General features: G+C 66.4%; 19 protein-coding genes. 10 read left to right on the top strand and 9 right to left on the bottom strand.

The window, feature by feature from the left end; translation table 11 throughout:
• Positions 1-9 precede the first annotated feature (9 nt).
• Positions 10-477, top strand: a complete 468-nt coding sequence (locus QNM97_RS19135) for a MaoC family dehydratase (protein WP_283819858.1) — start codon at positions 10-12, stop codon at positions 475-477.
• Positions 478-489: 12 nt separating this feature from the next.
• Here the strand turns inward: QNM97_RS19135 and QNM97_RS19130 are convergent, their stop codons facing one another.
• From QNM97_RS19130 to ramB, 4 genes are all read right to left on the bottom strand, one after another.
• The gene (locus QNM97_RS19130) at positions 490-726 is read right to left on the bottom strand and encodes a hypothetical protein (RefSeq protein ID WP_283819857.1); all 237 of its coding nucleotides are present in this window, start codon (positions 724-726) and stop codon (positions 490-492) included.
• Between the two features lie 29 nt (positions 727-755).
• The gene (locus tag QNM97_RS19125) at positions 756-935 is read right to left on the bottom strand and encodes a hypothetical protein (protein WP_283819856.1); all 180 of its coding nucleotides are present in this window, start codon (positions 933-935) and stop codon (positions 756-758) included.
• A gap of 35 nt (positions 936-970) precedes the next feature.
• Complete coding sequence (locus QNM97_RS19120) at positions 971-3,235, bottom strand: protein kinase domain-containing protein (RefSeq protein WP_283819855.1); 2,265 nt, start codon at positions 3,233-3,235, stop codon at positions 971-973.
• Between the two features lie 87 nt (positions 3,236-3,322).
• A complete protein-coding gene (gene ramB, locus QNM97_RS19115) occupies positions 3,323-4,759 on the bottom strand; it encodes an acetate metabolism transcriptional regulator RamB (RefSeq protein ID WP_283819854.1) in 1,437 nt (478 codons plus the stop codon).
• A gap of 127 nt (positions 4,760-4,886) precedes the next feature.
• Between ramB and QNM97_RS19110 the strand changes: the two genes are divergently transcribed.
• From QNM97_RS19110 to QNM97_RS19095, 4 genes are all read left to right on the top strand, one after another.
• Positions 4,887-5,651 carry a hypothetical protein gene (locus tag QNM97_RS19110; RefSeq protein ID WP_283819853.1) on the top strand — a complete coding sequence of 255 codons (765 nt, stop codon included), beginning with the start codon at positions 4,887-4,889 and terminating at the stop codon, positions 5,649-5,651.
• Between the two features lie 485 nt (positions 5,652-6,136).
• Positions 6,137-7,423, top strand: coding sequence for an isocitrate lyase (gene aceA, locus QNM97_RS19105; RefSeq protein WP_123932315.1), 1,287 nt, complete (start codon positions 6,137-6,139; stop codon positions 7,421-7,423).
• Positions 7,424-7,607: 184 nt separating this feature from the next.
• A complete protein-coding gene (locus QNM97_RS19100) occupies positions 7,608-8,492 on the top strand; it encodes a 3-hydroxybutyryl-CoA dehydrogenase (protein ID WP_283819852.1) in 885 nt (294 codons plus the stop codon).
• A 231-nt stretch (positions 8,493-8,723) separates the two neighbouring features.
• A complete protein-coding gene (locus tag QNM97_RS19095; RefSeq protein ID WP_283819851.1) occupies positions 8,724-9,497 on the top strand; it encodes a heparin-binding hemagglutinin in 774 nt (257 codons plus the stop codon).
• A gap of 34 nt (positions 9,498-9,531) precedes the next feature.
• Here QNM97_RS19095 and QNM97_RS19090 read toward each other — a convergent pair whose 3' ends face one another.
• Positions 9,532-10,113 carry a helix-turn-helix domain-containing protein gene (locus tag QNM97_RS19090; RefSeq protein WP_283819850.1) on the bottom strand — a complete coding sequence of 194 codons (582 nt, stop codon included), beginning with the start codon at positions 10,111-10,113 and terminating at the stop codon, positions 9,532-9,534.
• Between the two features lie 29 nt (positions 10,114-10,142).
• Between QNM97_RS19090 and QNM97_RS19085 the strand changes: the two genes are divergently transcribed.
• Positions 10,143-11,381, top strand: coding sequence for a benzoate/H(+) symporter BenE family transporter (locus QNM97_RS19085; RefSeq protein ID WP_283819849.1), 1,239 nt, complete (start codon positions 10,143-10,145; stop codon positions 11,379-11,381).
• 582 nt (positions 11,382-11,963) lie between these two features.
• Here the strand turns inward: QNM97_RS19085 and QNM97_RS19080 are convergent.
• The 4 genes from QNM97_RS19080 to QNM97_RS19065 form a co-directional block, all read right to left on the bottom strand.
• Entirely contained in the window at positions 11,964-13,253 is a 1,290-nt protein-coding gene (locus tag QNM97_RS19080; RefSeq protein ID WP_283819848.1) for an HNH endonuclease, read from the bottom strand.
• A 378-nt stretch (positions 13,254-13,631) separates the two neighbouring features.
• A complete protein-coding gene (locus QNM97_RS19075) occupies positions 13,632-14,507 on the bottom strand; it encodes a polyphosphate kinase 2 family protein (RefSeq protein ID WP_283819847.1) in 876 nt (291 codons plus the stop codon).
• A gap of 57 nt (positions 14,508-14,564) precedes the next feature.
• Positions 14,565-15,350, bottom strand: a complete 786-nt coding sequence (locus QNM97_RS19070) for an SDR family NAD(P)-dependent oxidoreductase (RefSeq protein WP_283819846.1) — start codon at positions 15,348-15,350, stop codon at positions 14,565-14,567.
• Entirely contained in the window at positions 15,347-16,180 is an 834-nt protein-coding gene (locus QNM97_RS19065; protein WP_283823252.1) for a TetR/AcrR family transcriptional regulator, read from the bottom strand. The genes QNM97_RS19070 and QNM97_RS19065 overlap by 4 nt, the downstream gene beginning before the upstream one ends.
• A 52-nt stretch (positions 16,181-16,232) precedes the next feature.
• Between QNM97_RS19065 and QNM97_RS19060 the strand changes: the two genes are divergently transcribed.
• From QNM97_RS19060 to QNM97_RS19045, 4 genes are all read left to right on the top strand, one after another.
• Complete coding sequence (locus QNM97_RS19060; RefSeq protein WP_283819845.1) at positions 16,233-17,567, top strand: DUF445 domain-containing protein; 1,335 nt, start codon at positions 16,233-16,235, stop codon at positions 17,565-17,567.
• Positions 17,568-17,672: 105 nt separating this feature from the next.
• The gene (locus QNM97_RS19055; protein ID WP_280118976.1) at positions 17,673-18,197 is read left to right on the top strand and encodes a helix-turn-helix domain-containing protein; all 525 of its coding nucleotides are present in this window, start codon (positions 17,673-17,675) and stop codon (positions 18,195-18,197) included.
• 61 nt (positions 18,198-18,258) lie between these two features.
• Positions 18,259-19,311 (top strand): ATP synthase subunit B family protein, encoded by a 1,053-nt coding sequence (locus QNM97_RS19050; protein WP_283819844.1) that lies wholly within the window; start codon positions 18,259-18,261, stop codon positions 19,309-19,311.
• A gap of 47 nt (positions 19,312-19,358) precedes the next feature.
• The gene (locus QNM97_RS19045) at positions 19,359-19,673 is read left to right on the top strand and encodes a DUF2516 family protein (protein WP_208794299.1); all 315 of its coding nucleotides are present in this window, start codon (positions 19,359-19,361) and stop codon (positions 19,671-19,673) included.
• Positions 19,674-19,735: the final 62 nt, after the last annotated feature.

The raw sequence follows: 19,735 nt of genomic DNA, 5'->3' as shown, positions 1-19,735 counted from the left end.
ACGGCGATTATGACGACTATCACACCGCGCGTGTTCAGTTCCCTCGATGACGTCAAGGCCGCGATCGGCGAAGACCTCGGCTCCGGCGAATGGCTCGAGATCACCCAGGAACGGGTCAACCAGTTCGCCGAGGCCACCGGCGACCATCAGTGGATTCACGTCGACCCGGAGCGCGCGAAGGCCGGGCCGTTCGGTGCGCCCATCGCACACGGCTTCCTGACGCTGTCGTTACTGCCGATGCTCGCCGGGTCGATCTTCACCGTCGAGGGCCCCAAGCTCGTCATCAACTACGGCTTGAACAAGGTGCGTTTCCCCAATCCGGTGCCGGTCGGCTCCCGCATCCGCGCCAACGCCGTGATCACCTCCGTCGAGGAAGGCCCCAAGGGCGTGACCATGGTGGTGGTCAACACCGTCGAGATCGAGGGCTCCGACAAGCCCGCATGTGTCGCCGAGAACGTCCGGGTGATGGTCTACTGACCCTCGTGTGGATCAGGGCGGCGGCGCGCCGGTGACGGTGGTCGTCGTGGTGTAGGTCGCGGTGGTGCTCACGGTCACCGTACTCACGCGCACCGTGGTGTTGGTGACCGTCGTCGTCTGTGTGGTTCCCGAACCGCCCCCGCACGCGGCGAGACAGGAGACCACGACCAGTGCCGCCACGTCCACGGCGAGGCGCGCTCGCGTCCAGCGGATCGGCGGTCGTGTCCGATCAACCTGTGGCACAGGCATTTTCCGACGGTCCCTGTGGATGTGGCCCATCACGATGTCTCCGTGGCGGTCACCGTGGCGACCGTCGACGTCGTGGTGGTCGTGGTCGTCGTCTCGATGACCGTCGTCCTGGTCACCGTCTGCACCGTCGGTGTCGAGTCGTCGCCGCATGCAGCCAGGCCGAGCGTGGCGACGGCGACGGCCACCAATGCTCCGGTGAGGCGTTTCATGAGTCTCCTTGGTTCCGTGCCGGTTGCCGGCGGGGTCATGACGGGAGGTTCACTACCGCGCTCGGGCGGGTGACCGGCGACGTACCGAACTGATTGTTGCCGACCTGGCCGACCTCGTTGGCGCCCCAGCAGTAGATGACGAGATCGGAGATCGTGCAGGCCGTACTGCGGGCGGTGGTGATCGCGGTGACCTTGCTGTCCATTCCCGTGACGAGCTGCGGAACGGTGGGCTGGTTGCCGACGTCGGTCGAGCCGGTACCGATCTGCCCGTCGTCGTTGTCGCCCGCGCAGTAGGCCCTGGCCCCGGCGACCAGGCAGGTGGCGAAGTATCCGGCCGAGATGTCGGTGACCGGTCCCGTCGGTCCGGTCACCGGTGTCGGTGCGGTCGCCGGCGACGACTCGCTACTACTGATCTGATGAAAAGTGTTGTCGCCCCAGCAATATGCCTTCTCGTCGGCGATCGCGCAACTGTGATAAAAGCCGACGCTGATATGGGTGACGGTACCGGCGATTCCCGGCACCGCCACGGCTGTGGTGCTGTCGGCGGTCGAGCCGTTACCGACCTGTCCGTCGGAGTTGTAGCCCCAGCAGTACACGGCACCCCCGGCTATCGCACAGGTCGTGCGATACGCCGACGAGATGGCACTCACGGTGCTCGGCAGTCCCTGTACGAGCGTGGGCGTGATGACGTCCGACGAACTCTCCTCGACGCCGTTGCCGAGCTGGCCGCTCGAGTTGTAGCCCCAGCAATAGGCTTTTCCGTCGGCGACGGCACAGGTGCTGTAGAAGCCGACGGCGATGTCGGTCACCGTGCCGGGCAGGCCCTTCACCTGTGCTGGGCGCACCACCGGAGTCGACGATTCCTGGCCCGACCCGAGTTGCCCAGTGCCGTTGTCGCCCCAGCAGTACGCGCTACCCGCGGCCACTGCGCAGCTGTGATCGGACCCGGTGACGACCTTGTCCACATCGTCGAGACCCTCGACACGGGTGGGTGCGAGCACGTATTCGCTCGTACCGTCCGACGGCGGCGGATCCCCGTTGCCGACCTGGCCGCTGGAATTGTCACCCCAGCAGTAGGCGTGGTGATCGACGACGGCACAGGTGGTTTCGCCGCTGGACGACAGCGCCGTCGCACCGACGCGGGGTGGCGCGGGAGACGGCCGGGTGAGCAGCACGGTGGTGACGGTGACTCCGGCGACGAGCAGCAGCGTGAGGACAACCGCGCCGCCGATCAGCAGTGACCGTCGCCGTCGACGTGGCCTCGGTGGCGCGGGCGGCCACGCCGGTGGCGCTCCGGGATGACCCCTACCGGGATAGCCAGGGTGACCGGGGCCGGGGCCACCGAACGGCATCGGACCCTGCGGCGGCGGCCGGGGTGGGAGATATGCGCCGATCACCGGTGCCCCGATCGTCGCCGGCCCATGTTGTGTGACGGGACCGGACGGTCCCCACACGGGGCCGATGATCGTCGGCGGCGCCGGTGGGGTCGCCAATGCGGATGCCAGCGCCTCGGCGAACGCCGAACAGGTGCCGAAGCGCTGCGCGGGATCGGCGGCGAGTGCGCGCGCCAGCACGGTGTCGGCCGCGGCGTACGCCGGCTGGGTCGGTGCCAGCGGCGGCACGGGTTTGGTCAGCTTCGACGCGAGCAGCGCCGCGGGTCCTTCTCCGCCGAACGGCGCACGGCCCGAAAGGATTTCGTACGCGGTGCAGGCCAACGCGTACTCGTCGGAGGCCGCGCTCGCCGGTTCACCGTCGATCACCTCGGGAGCAGCGTGGACGAGGGTGCCCAGGAACAGGTTGGTCGATGTCACGTGCGGGGACTCCGCGGCGCGGGCGATCCCGAAATCGAGCGTCACCACCCGATCGATGGCGCCGGTTCCCGCGTCGCGGGTGACGACGATGTTCGCGGGCTTGATGTCGCGATGGATCACGCCTCGACGGTGCGCGTGATCGAGGGCGTGTGCGACCGCCGTGATCACGGTGGTCTTCTCGCCGGCCGAGAGCCTGGCAAGGGACAGGTCGGCACCGTCGAGGTAGGGCATCGTGAACCACGGAAGGCCGTCCTCGACGCCGAAGGCGTGGATCGCGTTGATGTTCGGATGATCGAGGGACGCCACCGTCCGCGCCTCGTTGATAAAGCGTTCCCGCAGGCCGGGGGAGTGGGCGGCGCCCGCGATGACCTTGAGTGCCTGCTTGCGTCCCAACCCGGGATGCTCGACGAGGTACACCTCGCCCATTCCGCCCGCCCCGAGCTGTCCGATCACCCGATGACCGGCGAAGACCTGACCTGGTTCCAGCATCGAATCCCCCCGTCGATCCGATGAGGATAGCGAACGGTCGATGCACCGCCGTGATCGGCGCCGGTTTCGTCGGCCGACGCCGTCTCGTCAGATGTTCATGTAGGGCGAGACCGTGCTCCCGTGCTCGTTGACCCGCAGCCGTGTGCCCAGCGAGGGGAAGGCGCGTTGCGCGCAGTGCTGGCGCTCGCACACACGGCAACCGGCACCGATCGGGGTGATCCGCGCCTGCGGACCGATCTCGAGACCGTCGGAGTAGATGACGCGCGCGGCATGCCGCAGCTCGCACCCCATGCCGATCGCGAAGGTCTTACCGGGTTGGCCGAAGCGTGCCGCCCGCCGCTCGACGGTCCGTGCGATCCAGAAATACTCACGGCCGTCGGGCATCTCGGCGATCTGGGTGAGGATCTTGCCCGGTGAGCCGAACGTCTCGTACACATTCCACAGCGGGCAGGTACCGCCCGAGGACGAGAAGTGGAATCCGGTGGCGGACTGGCGTTTCGACATGTTGCCGGCCCGGTCGACACGCACGAACGACCATGGGATGCCCCGCAGATTGGGCCGTTGCAACGTCGAGAGCCGATGGCAGATCGTCTCGTAGGAGACCGCGTAGAACGCCGAGAGCCGTTCGATGTCATACCGGAAATCCTCGGCCGCGCCATGGAACTGGCTGTAGGGCAACAGGGTTGCGGCCGCGAAGTAATTGGCCAGACCGTACCGGCCCAGCGAGCGGGCCTCGTCGCTGGTGAAGGTTCCCGCTTCGACGAGCTCGTCGATGAGATCACCGAACTCCAGCAGCGCCAGTTCGGTTGCGAGTTTGAAGGCGCGCTGCCCCGACGAGAGCGCCGCCGACACCTCCAACCGGCGGGTGTCCGGGTCGAACCGGTGCAGCACATAGTCACCGAGGTCCACGCGGCGGACGACGGTGACGCCGTGACGCTTCTCCAGGCGATCGATGATCTCGCGGCGCACATCGCCGGAATGCATGCGCATCCGGGTGGTCATCTCCTCGGCGGCGATGTCGAGTTCGTGAATGTAGTTGCGGCGCTGGTAGAAGTAGTCGCGCACCTCCTCGTGTGGTGCGGTGATCGCGCCACGCATCGATCCGTCGCCGCGCTCGTCGGTCGCCGCGGCGAGTTGATCGGAGGAATTTCGGTAGCGCCGGTACAGCGTGACCATCGCGTTCGCGATGTCGGGGTGTCCGGCGACCATCGCGCTGATCTCCTGCGGATCGAGCGCGGTGTCGGTGGCCTCGACATCGTCGTCGAGCAGCACCTCCCGCAGCTCGGCGACGAGGCGGACGTCGTCCTGGGAGTCGAAGAATCCGGCGTCGACGCCGAAGGTCTCGGTGATCCGGGCGAGCACCTTGGCGGTGAGTGGCCGCGCATCGTGCTCGATCTGGTTGAGATAGGACGGGGAGATCTCGAGGGTCTGGGCCAGCGCGACCTGCGAGAGGCCGCGCTCGGAACGCAGTTGGCGCAGGCGTGAACCCACGTAGCTTCGCGCACCCGCATAGGTCTTGGTCACCGCACACCTCCGCTGCTCACCATCGCCGGGACACCCCGGCCGATGCGCCCGATCCCGGGGGAGTCGATGAGCTTCAGGGTACGGTGACGGCGTGCGGGTAGGGCGCGCTCATCGGCGCAGGGGGAGGATGGCGGGGCCGGCGGCGGTGGTGCTGGGCCTCGTCGCGACGGTGACCGTGGCGTGTGGGCATGCGCCGACGACCGTCCCCGATCTGGCGGCCGTACCTGCCGACCTGCTGCTCGACCCGTCGACGCTGCCGGTCGGATTCACCGCCACCGAGCTGTCGGTGTCCCAGCTCGTCGACGCCAACTCCACGCAACTCAAGGCGGCCGACGCCACCGAGGTCACTCCGCAGCAGTGCCGGCCCACCGCCGATGCGAAGCTCAATCCGACCCTGACCGAGGCGAATTCGGCGGTGCTGGCCGCGCAGGCCTCCTTCGGGGGGCTCGTCGAGCTGGTGACCACCGAGATGCGTGACATCGGCGCCGACGTGGCCGCCATGATCGGCTCCTGTGCGCGCACGCAGACGATGATCACGACGGGCAATCTCGCCGGGACGGGCATCGTCACCGTGCATTCCGAGATGGCCGCGCCCGAACTCGGCAAGGACGCCGAGAAGGTCGAACAGATGCTGCTCGTGAAGTCGGCGACCACGACCACCTTGGCGGATCGGTCGGTCCGTACCCGTATCGACTACGTGGGCTACGCGATCGTCGCCCGCCCGGGTGGGGCCGCGCCGGTCTCGGTGAGTCTCACGGTGTCCGGCGACCCGACCGACGCCGTTGCGCCGCCCGCGCCTGTCCCCACCGCCCACGCCCCGATCGCCGAACAGGACTTCGTGACGCTGTTCGGTAGTGCGCTGTCGGTGGCCGCCGAGGGTCGCAAGGCCTGAGCGCGCAAGGGCTCGGCGCGGCGTCCGGTCGTGGTGGCTTCGCGGTGTTTCGTGTGAAGGTCGTCACATCTGCACGGTGGGGCTAACCCCGCAGGTACTCCAGCGCGCCGTCGACTCCCGCATCGACCGGCACGGTCGGATCGCAAGAAATCCCAGTACGCGCGTACTTTTTTATGAGACGGGCGCGACTTTCACACGGCGTCCTTCGCAACATTTGCAAAACCGAGGGCAATCGTGGCCAGTGTTCACAGCACAAACCTCACTGGACCTGCGGCTTTGCCCTGTGGCACTCTTGGTTGCAGACACACCTGGTTCGCTCCGGCGAGTTCGCAAAAGTGACAGTGGCCCTCCGGCCGCGGTCATCGATTGCACCTCCCGTCGAATCCGGGCGTCTGTCAGCAAGGGATTCGGCTCCGGGCTCCAGGCACGGGCCGCACACCATCGGTCACGTCGGGCCGAGTAGTACAACGAAAGCGAAGTGGCTAATGAGCAACGTCGGAAAGCCCCGTACCGCCGCGGAGATCCAGCAGGACTGGGACACCAACCCGCGCTGGAAGGGCATCACCCGCGAATACACCGCCGACCAGGTCGTCGAGCTGCAGGGCTCGGTCGTCGAGGACCCCACCCTGGCCCGGCGTGGCGCCGAGATCCTCTGGGAGGGTGTCAACGGCGACAACTACATCAACGCCCTCGGTGCCCTCACCGGCAACATGGCCGTTCAGCAGGTGCGCGCCGGACTCAAGGCCATCTACCTCTCCGGCTGGCAGGTCGCCGGTGACGCGAACCTCTCCGGTCACACCTACCCCGACCAGTCGCTCTACCCGGCCAACTCGGTCCCGTCGGTCGTGCGTCGCATCAACAACGCGCTGCTGCGCGCCGATGAGATCGCCAAGGTCGAGGGCGACACCTCCGTTGACAACTGGGTCGTGCCGATCGTCGCCGACGGCGAGGCCGGCTTCGGTGGCGCGCTCAACGTCTACGAGCTGCAGAAGGCCATGATCGCCGCGGGTGCCGCCGGTACCCACTGGGAGGATCAGCTCGCCTCGGAGAAGAAGTGCGGCCACCTCGGTGGCAAGGTGCTCATCCCCACCCAGCAGCACATCCGTACCCTGACCTCGGCTCGCCTGGCCGCCGACGTCGCCGGCGCGCCGACCGTCGTCATCGCCCGTACCGATGCCGAGGCCGCCACCCTGATCACTTCCGACGTGGACGACCGCGACAAGCCGTTCCTCGACGGCACCCGCACTGCGGAAGGCTTCTACGGCGTGAAGAAGGGCATCGAGCCCTGCATCGCCCGCGCCAAGGCCTACGCCCCGTACTCCGACCTGATCTGGATGGAGACCGGCAAGCCCGACCTGGAGCTGGCCCGCAAGTTCGCCGAGGCCGTCAAGAGCGAGTTCCCCGACCAGCTGCTGGCCTACAACTGCTCGCCGTCGTTCAACTGGAAGCAGCACCTCGACGACGCGACCATCGCGAAGTTCCAGAACGAGCTCGGCGCAATGGGCTTCAAGTTCCAGTTCATCACGCTGGCCGGCTTCCACGCCCTCAACTACTCGATGTTCGATCTGGCCTACGGCTACGCCCGCAACCAGATGAGCGCCTACGTCGAGCTGCAGGAGCGCGAGTTCGCCGCCGAGGAGCGCGGTTACACCGCCACCAAGCATCAGCGTGAGGTCGGCGCCGGCTACTTCGACAAGATCGCCACCACCGTCGATCCCAACACCTCGACCGCAGCCCTCAAGGGCTCGACCGAGGAAGGTCAGTTCCACTAGGACTGGCTGTTCGCGCGAAAGACGCACCGGACAGGCGGCCCGTGACTCACGTCGCGGGCCGCCTGTTCCTGTACGGGCAGTGTGTGACCGTACCCCGCAGGAGGTGCGTCGCCGCCGAAATCCGTTGTTGTGTATCGACATTGAGTTCTGGTTTTCTGATTGATCTGCTGCGAGGAGTGCTGCAATGTCCGGTGAGGTCATCTCGCGCGTGGGTGTCGTCGGCGCGGGGCAGATGGGCGCCGGGATCGCCGAGGTGTGCGCTCGCGCCAACGCCGACGTCCTGGTGTACGAGGCGACGCGCGAACTCACCAATGCCGGGCGCTCGCGCATCCTGCGCTCCCTCGACCGTGGGGTGTCGAGCGGCAAGCTCACCGAACGTGAACGCGAACAAGCCTCGTACCGACTGCGATTCACCTCCGATCTCGGGGATTTTGCCGATCGGCAGATCGTCTGCGAGGCGCTCGTCGAGGACGAGCTGGTCAAGACCCAGATCTTCGCGCAGCTCGACAAGGTCGTCACCGATCCCGATGCGGTACTCGCCTCCAATACGTCGTCGATCCCGATCATGAAGCTGGGCATGGCAACTCACTGCGCCGAGCGGGTGATCGGTATGCATTTCTTCAATCCGGTGCCGGTGCTACCGCTCGTCGAACTCGTCACCACGTTGGAGACCGCGACCGCGGTGAGCGAGCGCGCCGAGACGTTTGCCCATGATGTGCTCGGTAAGCAGGTGATCCGGTCGGCCGATCGCTCCGGATTCGTCGTCAATGCGCTGCTCGTGCCGTATCTGTTGTCGGCGATCCGGATGGTCGACACCGGTTTCGCGACCGTCGAGGACATCGACAAGGGCATGGTGCTCGGTTGCGCACACCCGATGGGCCCGATGCGGCTGGCCGATCTCGTCGGGCTCGACACCGTCAAGGCGATCGCCGATTCGATGTACGAGGAGTTCAAGGAACCGCTCTATGCGCCGCCTCCGCTGCTGTTGCGCATGGTTGAGGCGGGCCGGATCGGTAAGAAGGCGGGGCGTGGTTTCTATTCCTACCCCGATGGGGCTGCCGACACGTAGGTGCAGGCGACACGTAGGTGCAGGCGACGAGTAGGTGCGGGCGGCCGGGTTGCTATGACCGTGCTAACAAAGCGCTTGCAATTGCTAGCGAAGCGTGGATACTGGTATGTGGAAGCGCCGCAACACCGACGATCTCGGCCAGCTTTCACCGTCCCGATGATCATTCGTCGATCTCGAGAATCGAGATTCGTTGCGCTGCTGAACTTCTGACAACCCACCAAGGAGGCCGCAATGAGCACCGCCGAACGAACCCTGGCAAACCCCTTCTACGCAGTCGTCGGCGCGGGCGATCTGGCCATCGCACAGGTGACCGATGCCGTCGCGCAGCTGCGCGAGCGGACCGAAACCGCCACCGAGACCGCGAGCACCCGCTTCGAGGAGACCAAGAGTCGGCTGAACAACCTGCCCGACGAGGTCCCGAGTATCGATGAGCTGCGTGCCAAGCTGAATCCCGAAGAGCTGCGCAAGGTCGCCGAGCCCTACGTCGAGCTGGCCACCACCTTCTACAACTCGCTCGCCGAGCGCGGCGAGGAGACCCTCGAGCGCCTGCGCCAGCAGCCGCTGGTCCAGGAGGGTCTGACCCGCGCCGAGAAGACCTACAACGACGCCGTCGATCTCACCGAGGATGCCCTCGGGGTCGTGTCGACCCAGACCCGCTCGGTCGGCGAGCAGGCCGCCAAGATCGCCGGTCTGGTCGGAGCCCGCGTCGGTGAGGCAGGCGACGCGCTCGACGACGCAGCCGATGCCATCGGCGACAAGGTCGACGAGGCTGCACTCGAGGCCGGCGAGAAGCTCGACGAGGCCGCCGAGGCTCTCACCGAGGCCGGCGAGACCGTCAAGGCGCAGGCCGCGACCGCCGCATCCAAGATCGACGGGGCGGCAGGCACCGTGGAGGGCAAGGCGCGCACCGCCAACGACTCGCCCGCCAAGAAGATCGCCGCCGCCAAGAAGGCTCCGGCGAAGAAGGCCCCGGCCAAGAAGGCTCCCGGCCGGGCGACCAGCTGAGCTGATCCGGACTGAACCGAATTCTCAACGACCCCTACGGCTTCGGCCGTGGGGGTCGTTGTCTGTCGGGTGGTCGTGTATCGGGGGTGTCGGGCGGCTCGGGCGAGTCGATGGTCAGCACCGCCAGCGCGCCGTCGTCGCTTCGGTAGCTGTGGTCGGAATCGGACACCCACTGCAGGGAGTGGCCTGGGCCGGCGGTCTTCTCGGCTCCGATCGGGCCGGCGGTGACGTGTCCGCGCACCACCCGGATGTGTTCGACGACGCCGGGTCCGTGGGCGGGGGAGATCGTGGTGCCGCCCGGATGAACCGCAAGCCAGAACACTTCGGTGGTGGCACCGCCGGGATGGTGTTCGACGTGCAGAAGTCGCGCCGAGAGGTGCGGGCCCGAGCCCTCGGTGCCCGAGTCCTCGCCGAGTAACGCGGTCAGCGGTACCCCGAGCGGGCCGGCGACGGCGTAGAGAGTGTCGAGAGTCGGGTTGCGCCTGCCGGATTCGAGTTCGGACAGAGATCCCTTGCCGATGCCGGCGGCGCGGGCCAACGCCGACAGGCTCATGCCGCGTCGCTCGCGGGCGGCGGTGATGCGCGCGCCGATCGCAGGTCTCCCCGGGTGTTCCATAAACAGAACGATAGCGCTATGGTGGCCCGATGACCACCTCTCCGGCATCGTCGATCAGCGAACCGATCACCGCGGGAATCATCACCGCGCTCGTCGGCTTCACGTCGTCGTTCGTCGTGGTGGTCGCCGGGTTGCGTGCGGTCGGCGCCGATCCCGGACAGGCGGCGTCGGGTCTGCTTGCTCTCACCGTGACGTTCGCCGTCGGGATCATCGTTTTGTGTGTGGCCACGCGTAAGCCGATCACCCTGGCCTGGTCGACTCCGGGAGCGGCGATGCTGGTGGCGGCGGGCGCGGACTATCACGCCGGCTGGCGGGCTGCGGTCGGGGCTTTCCTCGTCGTCGGAATCCTGATCCTGGCGACGGGGCTGATCCCGGCGTTGGGTGATCTGATCGGCCGGATACCAACTCCGATCGCACAGGCGATGCTGGCCGGGGTCTTGCTGACGCTGTGTCTTGCGCCCATGAAATCGCTTGCAGCGCAGCCGCTGTTGACGCTGCCGATTCTCGTGGTGTGGCTGGTTGCGACGAGGTGGCTGACCCGCTGGGCGTTGCCCCTGGCGTTGGTGACCGCCCTCGTCGTGATCGGCATCTATGTGGGCGTGCACGGTATCGGCGCGGGTGTGACGACGCAGTGGTGGCCGCAGATCACCTGGACCACTCCGAGATTCGATGTGTCGGCGATCGTCGGGTTGGCCATCCCGCTCTATGTGGTGACGATGGCGTCGCAGAATGTTCCCGGCGTGGCGGTGTTGAAGTCGTTCGGATACGACACCCCTTGGCGTCCGGCTATGTTCGTGACCGGGATCGGTACGGTCGTCGGCGCGCCGTTCGGTGGGCACGCCATCAACCTGGCTGCCTTGTCGGCGGCGCTGGCCGCAGGAGAGGAGGCGGGCGCCGACCGAACCCGGCGATGGATCGCCGGGGTGTCCGGCGGCATCAGCTATCTGGTGCTGGCGGTGGCTTCCGGAGCGCTGGTCACCATCACCGCGATTGCGCCGCAGGGGTTGCTGGAGTCGGTGGCCGGGCTCGCATTGCTGGCAACGTTCGCCAACGCTTTACTTGGTGCGTTCACCCACAACGAATTTCGGATCGCATCGGGTCTGACGTTCGTCACCGCTGCCGCCGGCGTGACGTTCTGGGGGATCAGCGGCGCCTTCTGGGCCATCGTCGTCGGGCTCGTGTCCCACGGTGTGCTGCGTCGTCGAGAGTCAGCGTCCGGACCCGACGGGCATCGAGGAGTTGAGGATCGCCGGCGTAGCGCTCAGTGACTTGTGAGTCTGGCATCTCTGTGCCGTTTGATATCCGGGCGAAGTTGCACGAATCCAGCTCTGGCTCAGTTGGTCTCGAGGCTCGCCGCACGCGGCTCACACCTCGACCATCGGGGGGACCGGTCCCTCCCGGATTGCCGTCCCACCCCGCGCGGGAATGCTCCAGCCCTTCCCGCCCGGTGGTCGAGGTGCCGAGGAGCGCCAGCGACGAGCCTCGAGACCTGTTGTGGTGAAAGGATTCCGGGGCACGGTGGTCCAGTTCCAGCGACCGCTCAGGCGGTCTCGAGGCTCGCCGCACGCGGCTCGCACCTCGACCATCGGGGGAAGACGATGATTCGAAGGATGCTCCGCCCTTCCCACCCGGCGACCCTTCCCACCCGACGGTCCTTCCCATCCCCGGTGGTCGAGGTGCCGAGGAGCGTTAGCGACGAGCCTCGAGACCTCTTGTGCTGACGGGTTTCCGGGCCACAGGCGGCACCACACCTCGACCATCGGGTGGGGGTTGTCTCTATGGAGTTCTCAAACAACGGATGCGGTCCCGGCCGGCCGGGTGCGGGGATTCAGGTTGTGGGGCAGGGTAGGTCAGGCTGCGGTGTCGTCGAGTGGCATGGTGCGTCGGTGATAGGACGGTACGGGTTGTCGTTTCGGGTCGATGCTGGCGGGTGGGACCAGCCAGGGGTGTCGGTCGTATCCCATGATGATGTCCCAGCCGTGGTGGTGGACGTCGTCGTGGCAGCTGGTGCAGAGCAGGCAGCCGTTGTCGAGGTCGGTGGGACCGCCATCGGCCCAGTGGTGCACGTGGTGTGCTTGGCAGCGTCCGGCGTGGGCACCGCATGTGATGCATCCGCGATCCCGGACGAGTAGTGCTTTGCGTTGGCCGGGGGTGAAGAAGCGTTTCTCTTGACCAACACTGAGCGGTACCCCATTGGGGTTGAGGATGATCTTGGTGATCGTGGTGTCGCACGACAACAACTTGGCGGTCGCTTCGGTGATGGCTCCCATGTTCTGCAGGTCCCCGCCGAGGGCCGGGTTGTCGGCCGACCAGGTCCACAACAGTCCGTTGGTGGGTTTCGCGGAGAACGTGGTGTCGGCCAATCCTTGTGCCGCGAGTTCGACGATCGTCTCGAACGCGGCGGCACAGATTTGTTCCGGGGTGCGGGGGTCGGGCGACCCGTCGGGTTGAGGTTTGGGAGCCGACAAGGTTTCCATCAGGGTGCGGGTCTTTTCACCGGCGATGATGTCGAGGTTCGCCGAGATTTCCAGCCGTCCGTCGTCGGTGATGCGGTCGGTGTAGGAGTTGATTCTCTTGTCTTCGGCGGCCGGTAACCCGCCAGGTGTGTCGGCCGCCAACTCGTTACCCAGCTGCCGCGCGTAGAGGTTGATCTCGGCGGGGGTGAAGCCAGCGAAGTAGTGGGACAGCAGTTTCCGCAGGTATTCACACCGTTGGACGGTGTCGAGAGGTTCGGGGGAGCGGGTGTCGATGTGGGCCAGTCCGCGCACGATGGCGTCGGTGTGTTCGGAGGAGATGGACCCGTCGGCGGCATGCGCCAACAACAGGTCAATGTCGCTGGTGGCCGAGATTCGCACGTACCGACCTGCGACCGAGGGCGCGAAGCCCATGCTGATCAACAGTTCTCGGAGTCGGGTGGTTTTGTGGTCGGCCACGCCCAGTCGGTCCAGTTCGCCGGTGAGGGTGGTGGCGTGGTGATCGACCAGATTGCGGAGCAGGAGGACTTGTTTCATCGCACCGAAGGCTTGGGGTCCGGTCATGTCCGGGTTCCATTGCAGGTCGCTGAGTTGGGTGACGATGGTAGCGAAAACTTCCGCGGCGTCAACATCTTTGACGTCAAGAATTGTGGTGGTGTCGATCATGGGCCCCTCCCCGGTGGCTGATCGGTGTGATGGGTCGAGTCTACCTCGCCAGGGTGTTCGACGCAAGGGGTGTTTTGGTGAATTCTGGTTGTGGACAACGTGTTTCGGCGCTCATTTTCTGTCGGTGGGGTGTGGTAGGGAGTCCGGGTTTCGTTTGTCTTGCTGTCGATGTGGTTGGGAGGCTTGTTGTCTCACCGGGTCTCGAGGCTCGCCGCACGCGGCTCGCACCTCGACCAACGGGGAACGGTACTCGGTCATCGGTGGAAGGCGCCTTGACCAGCGGGGGAAGGGCACTCGGTCATCGGTGGAAGGCACCACGACCATCGGGAGGGGGACACCACGACCATCGGGAGAGGTACTCGGCCTTCGAGAGGGAGGTCAGTCGGGGAGGGCGGCCAGACGTTTCTTCTCGGCGGCGACGTCGAAATCGGCGGCGGGCCAATCGAGGTCGAGACCTGACAGGGCATCGATGAGTAGTTCGCAGATTGCCAGGCGGGAGAACCATTTCCGATTGGCGGGGATGAGATACCACGGGGTGGCGTCGGAGTCGCAGCGGTCGAAGATGGCTTGGTAGGCCTCGAGGTAGTCGTCCCAGTAGGCGCGCTCGTCGAGGTCGCCCGGGTTGTACTTCCAGTACTTGTCGGGACGGTCGAGGCGTTCGGCCAGTCGAGCCTTCTGCTCGTCCTTCGACACCACCAGAGCGCATTTCACCACCGTCGTGCCGGCGTCGACGAGTTCGTGCTCGAATCGATTGATGATGTCGTAGCGTGCTTCCCACTCCGATTGCGGTACCAGGGAATGCACGCGCACGGGCAGGACATCCTCGTAGTGGGAGCGGTCGAAGATGCCGATGCGTCCGGCCGGAGGCAGTGCCTTGCGGATGCGCCACAGGAAGTCGTGGGAGAGCTCCTCGGGTGTGGGCTTGCCGAATCCCTTGATGCTCAGACCTTGTGGGTCGAGCAGGCCACCGACGTGTCGCACGATCCCGCCCTTGCCCGCGGTGTCCATACCTTGTAGGACCAGCAGCACCGAGCGGTGGTCGCCGGCTCTGCCGTTGGCGAAGAGCAACTCCTGCAGGCTTGCGAGGATCTCACCGCGTTCGGTGAGCAACTCCTCGCCGAGGCGACGGTCGCCGTCGAAACCCGGTGTGCTGTCCGGGGCGAAATCGGCGATCGGGCCGACAGTCCCCACGCGCAATGCGTCGATCGGTTCTTGTGCCCAGCCCTTCGTCGAACCTCCGCCGCGCTTGCCCATGATGCAACCTCCTCGTCGTGTGATCCAGAGGGTACCCAACACGACCAGGGCCGCGGGTCAGGTCGGCGGGTAGAGTGGTCCGCCGCCGAAAGCTTGGCGATGCGAATCGGGCTGCGCGCCATCATTGTTGACGATTCCGTGTTCGCGCCCGTATTCCGCGCTGATGAGGGTGTGTCCGGTCAGGTCGGCCAGCGCCGGGTCGTCGGTGAGCGCCGCGATGACCCGACCGACGAACTCGGGGTCCTCGGCGCGCTGTAACGAGAAGCCCGCGAACTCCTCGACGCCGAGGGAGAGCAGCAACTCGGTGCGGATCAGGCCCAACCACAACGACACCGCGTGAACGCCGGTGCCCTGCAGTTCGACGGCCATGTCGGCGACCATCTTGTCCAGTGCCGCCTTGCTCATGCCGTAGAGCACCGAGTGCAGGTGACCGCGTGTCCCGAACGACGAGATGTTGATGATGAGACCCGACCCGGCGGCCACCATGATCCGGCCGGCGTGCACTGACGCCACGTAATGGGCGCGCAGTCCGACCCCGATCAACGAATCCCAGTCGCTCACCGGCCGCTGCCAGAACGGTTCGCTGAATCCGCCGAACCCGCGCGGTGCCGCCCACACGTTGTTGACCAGCAGATCGAGGTGGCCCTCGGCGTCGTCGATCGTCTCGAAAACCTCGCCGACGGCCGCGTCGTCGGTGTGATCACAGGTGATCACCCGGGCTCCGTCGGGTCCGCGCCCACTGCGCGCGGTGGTGTAGACGGTCCAGCCGGCGTCGAGAAGTGCGGTGGCAACCCCGAGACCGACACCGCGACTGGCGCCGGTCACCAATGCCACCCGACTCACCGGAGTGGGGCCTCGTCGTCGGCCGAACCGCGCTCGTGGTTGTCCCGATGTCCTTCGGTCCATTCGTGATCGGGCAGCGGTGGGGGATCGGCCATGAATGCGGTACGGGAACCGTTCACCGCGGCGACCCCGACGATCGAACTCCATACCATCATCGTCAGATAGTCGATGAGATCGTCGACGCCGATGGATCGTTCGCCCATCCACCAATCGACGGCACGCTGGATACCGCCGACGAGGGTGTACGCCCACACCTGGGCGCCCGCCGAATCACCGTCGCGTTCAGCCAGCCGCATCACGATGGTCGACGTGAGCAACTGCGCCACCAGCTTCTCCGACTCCGCCGAGGTCACCGACGAACTCGGCGACGCCGACAACGCGAACCGGTACAACGCGGGTTCGTCGGCGACGGCACGGACGTAGACGCTGATCACGGTGCGGGTCAGGGTGTACTCGTCGACCTCGTCGGTGATGGTCTCGATCAGCCGCGGCATCAGGGTGGTCTCGAAGAACCGCACCGTCGTGGCAACCCCGAGATCGTTCTTGTCGGTGAAGTAGCGGTACAACACTGTCTTGGAAACGCCGATGTGCCGGGCGATCTCGTCCATCCCGACGTCGGCGCCGAGTTCACGGACGGCGGCCATCGTGCCGTCGGTCAGCTCGGTGCGGCGCTCCCGTTTGTGGTTTTCCCAGCGTTGCCGACGACCGTCGGGTTTGACGCGTTCCTCGACCGACCCGCCCAGCAGCGCCTGCTCGATTCCGCGGGTCACGTTCGTCGCCGCCGACACCGCGGCGCGCGCCGCCGCGGCCGGACTGGGACGATTTGCGATCACCCGGCCAGCGTAGTCGCTGCCGGCGGGTAGAAATGGATGGGTGTCAACTGTGACTACGGACGTTTCCGGTACCGGCAGGCATCGGGCCGCGTCGGCAAGTGCGCCCGGGTTCTCCTCGGGCGGTTTCGCGTCCGACGAACGCCGCCGCCGCGACCTGCGCAAGATGAAACTGCTGGCAACCAGCTTCCTCGTGGTCGCTGCAGTGATCTACCTGTTCACCCGCTACCTCGAACACCGCGACGGCGCCGACGTCGCCGCATGGGTCGGCTATGTGCGTGCGGCGTCGGAGGCCGGCATGGTCGGCGCGCTGGCCGACTGGTTCGCGGTGACGGCGCTGTTCCGGCACCCGCTGGGCATCCCGATCCCGCACACCGCCCTGATTCGCAAGAAGAAGGACGACATCGGCGATCAGCTCGGCGGCTTCATCGAAGAGAACTTCATGACGCCCGAGGTGATCGTGCAGCGCGTCGAGCAGTTGGATCTGCCGCGTCGCGTTGCGACCTGGCTGGCCGATCCGAACAACGCCCCACGGGTGTCCGACGAGGCTGCCCGCGCCATCAAGCTCGCGTCAGAGATGTTGCGCGACGAGGACATCGAGCAGTTCATCCAGGCCACCCTGCGGTGGGCGGCCGAACCCGAGTGGGCGCCGCCGATCGGCCGCATCCTGCACCAGCTGATCGCCGAGGACCGTCTCGAGCCGGTCTTCCAACTCCTGTGCGACCGCGCCCACGACTGGGCGCTGGGCAGCCAGGACCTCATCGACCGGGTGGTGGAGAGCGACGTCGGACCGGCCTGGAAACCGAAGTTCGTGACCAACCTGATGGGCGATCGGATCTACCGCGAACTCGTCGACTTCACCTACAAGGTCCGTGCCGACCCGGATCACGAGATGCGTCGGTCGATGCACGAATTCGTCGAGCAGTTCGCCGACGACCTGCAGAACGACCCGGAGATGGTCGCCCGATTCGAGAACATCAAACGCGAACTCGTGGGCAGCGAGGAGGTGGCCGGCGCGGCATCGACCGCCTGGAACACCGGCAAGGCCGTCATCGAGCAGATGCTCGCCGACCCGAACAGCACGTTGCGCAACACCCTGACCGACGCCGCGATCAACCTCGGCGAGCGGATCCGCGACGACCGGCCACTGCAGGAGAAGATGAACTGGTGGGTCGCACGTGTCGCCAATCACGTTGCCACCAACTATTCGAGAGAGATCATCTCCGTCATCACCGAGACCGTGCGCGGCTGGGACGCCGAGGACACCAGCCGCAAGATCGAACTCCAGGTGGGGCGCGACCTGCAGTTCATCCGCATCAACGGCACCGTCGTCGGATCACTGGCGGGACTGGCGATCTACACGATCTCGGTGCTCATCTTCCCCTGACCGGTCCCGAGCGAGGGCCACGACGCCGCGCCGCGCTGCATGCACTGTGCTTGCACGTGTTAGCACTGGGGTCGATACTGGGCTCGGCGAGCCACGGGAGGTGACATGACAGCGAAGAGGCCCCACCAGAGCACGTCCGACGAGCACCGCTCGGACGGCGACGATCCCGTCGACGACGCGTCGAGCCCCGACGAGGACGACCGCGACACCGGCGGCGTCGGACACACCGTGGAAGCCGTCACCGCAGTCACCGCGGTGGCCTCGGATGCGGTCGCAACCGCGGCACAGGACATCGGTGGGTTCATCCGATCCCAGCGAATGGCCGCAGAGGTGTCGTTGCGGCAGTTGGCCGAACGGGCCGGCGTCAGCAATCCCTACCTCAGCCAGATCGAGCGCGGACTCCGCAAACCCTCGGCAGATGTGTTGGCGCAGATCGCCAAGGGCCTGCGGGTGTCGGCCGAGGTGCTGTACGTTCGGGCCGGGATCCTCGAAGAACGTCCGGCCAGCCCGGTGCGCGATGCGTTGATCGCCGACGATTCGATCAGCGAACGCCAGAAGCAGATGCTGCTCGAGATCTACGAGTCCTTCCGCAAGGAGAACGCCACCGACGAGCCGATCCCCGACGAGTGACCACTGGGTGACTCGGGCGGTCGATTCACCACCCGCACAAGCGAATCGAGGAGTTCCGATCATGCCGGACAACCCGTTGTCGACAGCGTTGGGTCAAGTGTCGGCCCTGCTCAACGATTTTCGTGAGCGCGGTGAGGCCGCCACCGAGCAGGCCCAGACCAAGATCGCCGAGAGCATCGAGTCCGCCCAGGAGCGGATCACCGAGTCGCGTGAGGATCTCACCGAACGCGTCGCCGAGCGAGTCGATTCCGCGCAGTCCACCCTCGACGAGACGCTGGCCGCCGCGCTGGCGACGTTCGAGGAGGCCAAGAGCAAACTCGCCTCCCTGCCCGTCGAACTGCCCGCCGAGATCGAAGAACTACGCGCGCGATTCTCCCCGGAAGAACTGCGCAAGGTCGCCGACGCCTACCTCGCGGTTGCGGCCGCGCTGCTGGCATCGCTGTCCGAACGCACCGAAGAGGTCGTCGACCGACTCAAGGCCCAACCTCTCGTCGGTGAGAACCTCCCGAAACTGGAGAAGGTCTACAACGACGCCGTCGCCCTCACCGAAGACGCGCTGGGCACCCTCGCGACGCAGACCAAACTGATCAGCGGCCAAGCCGCCCGCGGAACCGGTGTGGGACAACTGACCTCGCGGCGAACCGCCAAGAAAGCCGCTCGCGCAAAGGGTTCGGCCACCAAGGCGCTGCCCGCGGCGAAGAAGGCTGGGCCGGCAAAGAAGACGGCGCCGGCGAAGAAGACGGCGCCGGCGAAGCGGGCCGCACCGGTCAAGGTTGCGGCCAAGGAAGCCGAGGCGAAGAAGGCTGCCGTCGTCGCGAAGGCGCCCGCGAAGAAGACGGCGGCGAAGAAGACAGCGGCCACGAAGAGCCCTGCGAAGAAGACGGCGGCCACGAAGACGGCGGCCAAGAAAGCTACGGCCAAGAAGGCCGCTGCGAAGAAGACCGCTGCGAAGAAAGCTCCCGCCAAGACCACCCCGGCGAAGAAGACGGCAGCCAAGAAGACTGCGGCAGCCAAGAAGACCACCGCCGCCAAGAAGACCACCGCAACAAAAACCACCGCCGCCAAGAAGACCCCAGCGAAGAAGACGTCCGCACGCAAGTCGACGCGCTCCTGAGCTCGCGCGCGTCCGACAAAACCGACAGGGAAAGCTAGAGTGGTTGCGTGAATTTCGTCAACGTCCTCGCCGCAGGTCAGAACCTCGTGTTGTGGGTGCTGACCGTGGTCGCCGGTGTCGCGGCCATCGTCGCCCTCGTCCACGCGTCCATGCAGCGCAAAGACGCCTTCCCTGCGGTCGACAAGCAGAGCAAGGTGCTCTGGGTGTCGTTGCTGGCCCTCGCGACCCTGTTCATCTGGCTGTTCCAGGCGCCGACGCTGTTCTACCTCATCGGCGTCGTCGCGCTGATCGTGTACCTCGTCGACGTCCGGCCGCGCGTCGACTCCATCCAGAACAAGCATTGGTTCCGCAAGATCCGGTGAGCTGAACCCGGGTCCGCGCACCCGTTTGCGCCGCGCAGGTTTCGCCAACCGCCCGCGACCGT

This window comes from Gordonia sp. L191 (assembly GCF_030077625.1).
GTDB classification, from domain to species: domain Bacteria; phylum Actinomycetota; class Actinomycetes; order Mycobacteriales; family Mycobacteriaceae; genus Gordonia; species Gordonia polyisoprenivorans_A.
Note: the sequence above shows the minus strand (reverse complement) of the source record. Positions and strands in the feature narration are given on the sequence as shown.

Excerpts from the sequence above, each read along its gene's own strand:
- QNM97_RS19135 (WP_283819858.1), top strand. The coding sequence starts at position 10 with ATGACGACTATCACACCGCGCGTGTTCAGTTCCCTCGATGACGTCAAG.
- QNM97_RS19130 (WP_283819857.1), bottom strand. The coding sequence starts at position 726 with ATGCCTGTGCCACAGGTTGATCGGACACGACCGCCGATCCGCTGGACG.
- QNM97_RS19125 (WP_283819856.1), bottom strand. The coding sequence starts at position 935 with ATGAAACGCCTCACCGGAGCATTGGTGGCCGTCGCCGTCGCCACGCTC.
- QNM97_RS19120 (WP_283819855.1), bottom strand. The coding sequence starts at position 3,235 with ATGCTGGAACCAGGTCAGGTCTTCGCCGGTCATCGGGTGATCGGACAG.
- QNM97_RS19110 (WP_283819853.1), top strand. The coding sequence starts at position 4,887 with ATGGCGGGGCCGGCGGCGGTGGTGCTGGGCCTCGTCGCGACGGTGACC.
- aceA (WP_123932315.1), top strand. The coding sequence starts at position 6,137 with ATGAGCAACGTCGGAAAGCCCCGTACCGCCGCGGAGATCCAGCAGGAC.
- QNM97_RS19100 (WP_283819852.1), top strand. The coding sequence starts at position 7,608 with ATGTCCGGTGAGGTCATCTCGCGCGTGGGTGTCGTCGGCGCGGGGCAG.
- QNM97_RS19095 (WP_283819851.1), top strand. The coding sequence starts at position 8,724 with ATGAGCACCGCCGAACGAACCCTGGCAAACCCCTTCTACGCAGTCGTC.
- QNM97_RS19090 (WP_283819850.1), bottom strand. The coding sequence starts at position 10,113 with ATGGAACACCCGGGGAGACCTGCGATCGGCGCGCGCATCACCGCCGCC.
- QNM97_RS19085 (WP_283819849.1), top strand. The coding sequence starts at position 10,143 with ATGACCACCTCTCCGGCATCGTCGATCAGCGAACCGATCACCGCGGGA.
- QNM97_RS19080 (WP_283819848.1), bottom strand. The coding sequence starts at position 13,253 with ATGATCGACACCACCACAATTCTTGACGTCAAAGATGTTGACGCCGCG.
- QNM97_RS19075 (WP_283819847.1), bottom strand. The coding sequence starts at position 14,507 with ATGGGCAAGCGCGGCGGAGGTTCGACGAAGGGCTGGGCACAAGAACCG.
- QNM97_RS19055 (WP_280118976.1), top strand. The coding sequence starts at position 17,673 with ATGACAGCGAAGAGGCCCCACCAGAGCACGTCCGACGAGCACCGCTCG.
- QNM97_RS19050 (WP_283819844.1), top strand. The coding sequence starts at position 18,259 with ATGCCGGACAACCCGTTGTCGACAGCGTTGGGTCAAGTGTCGGCCCTG.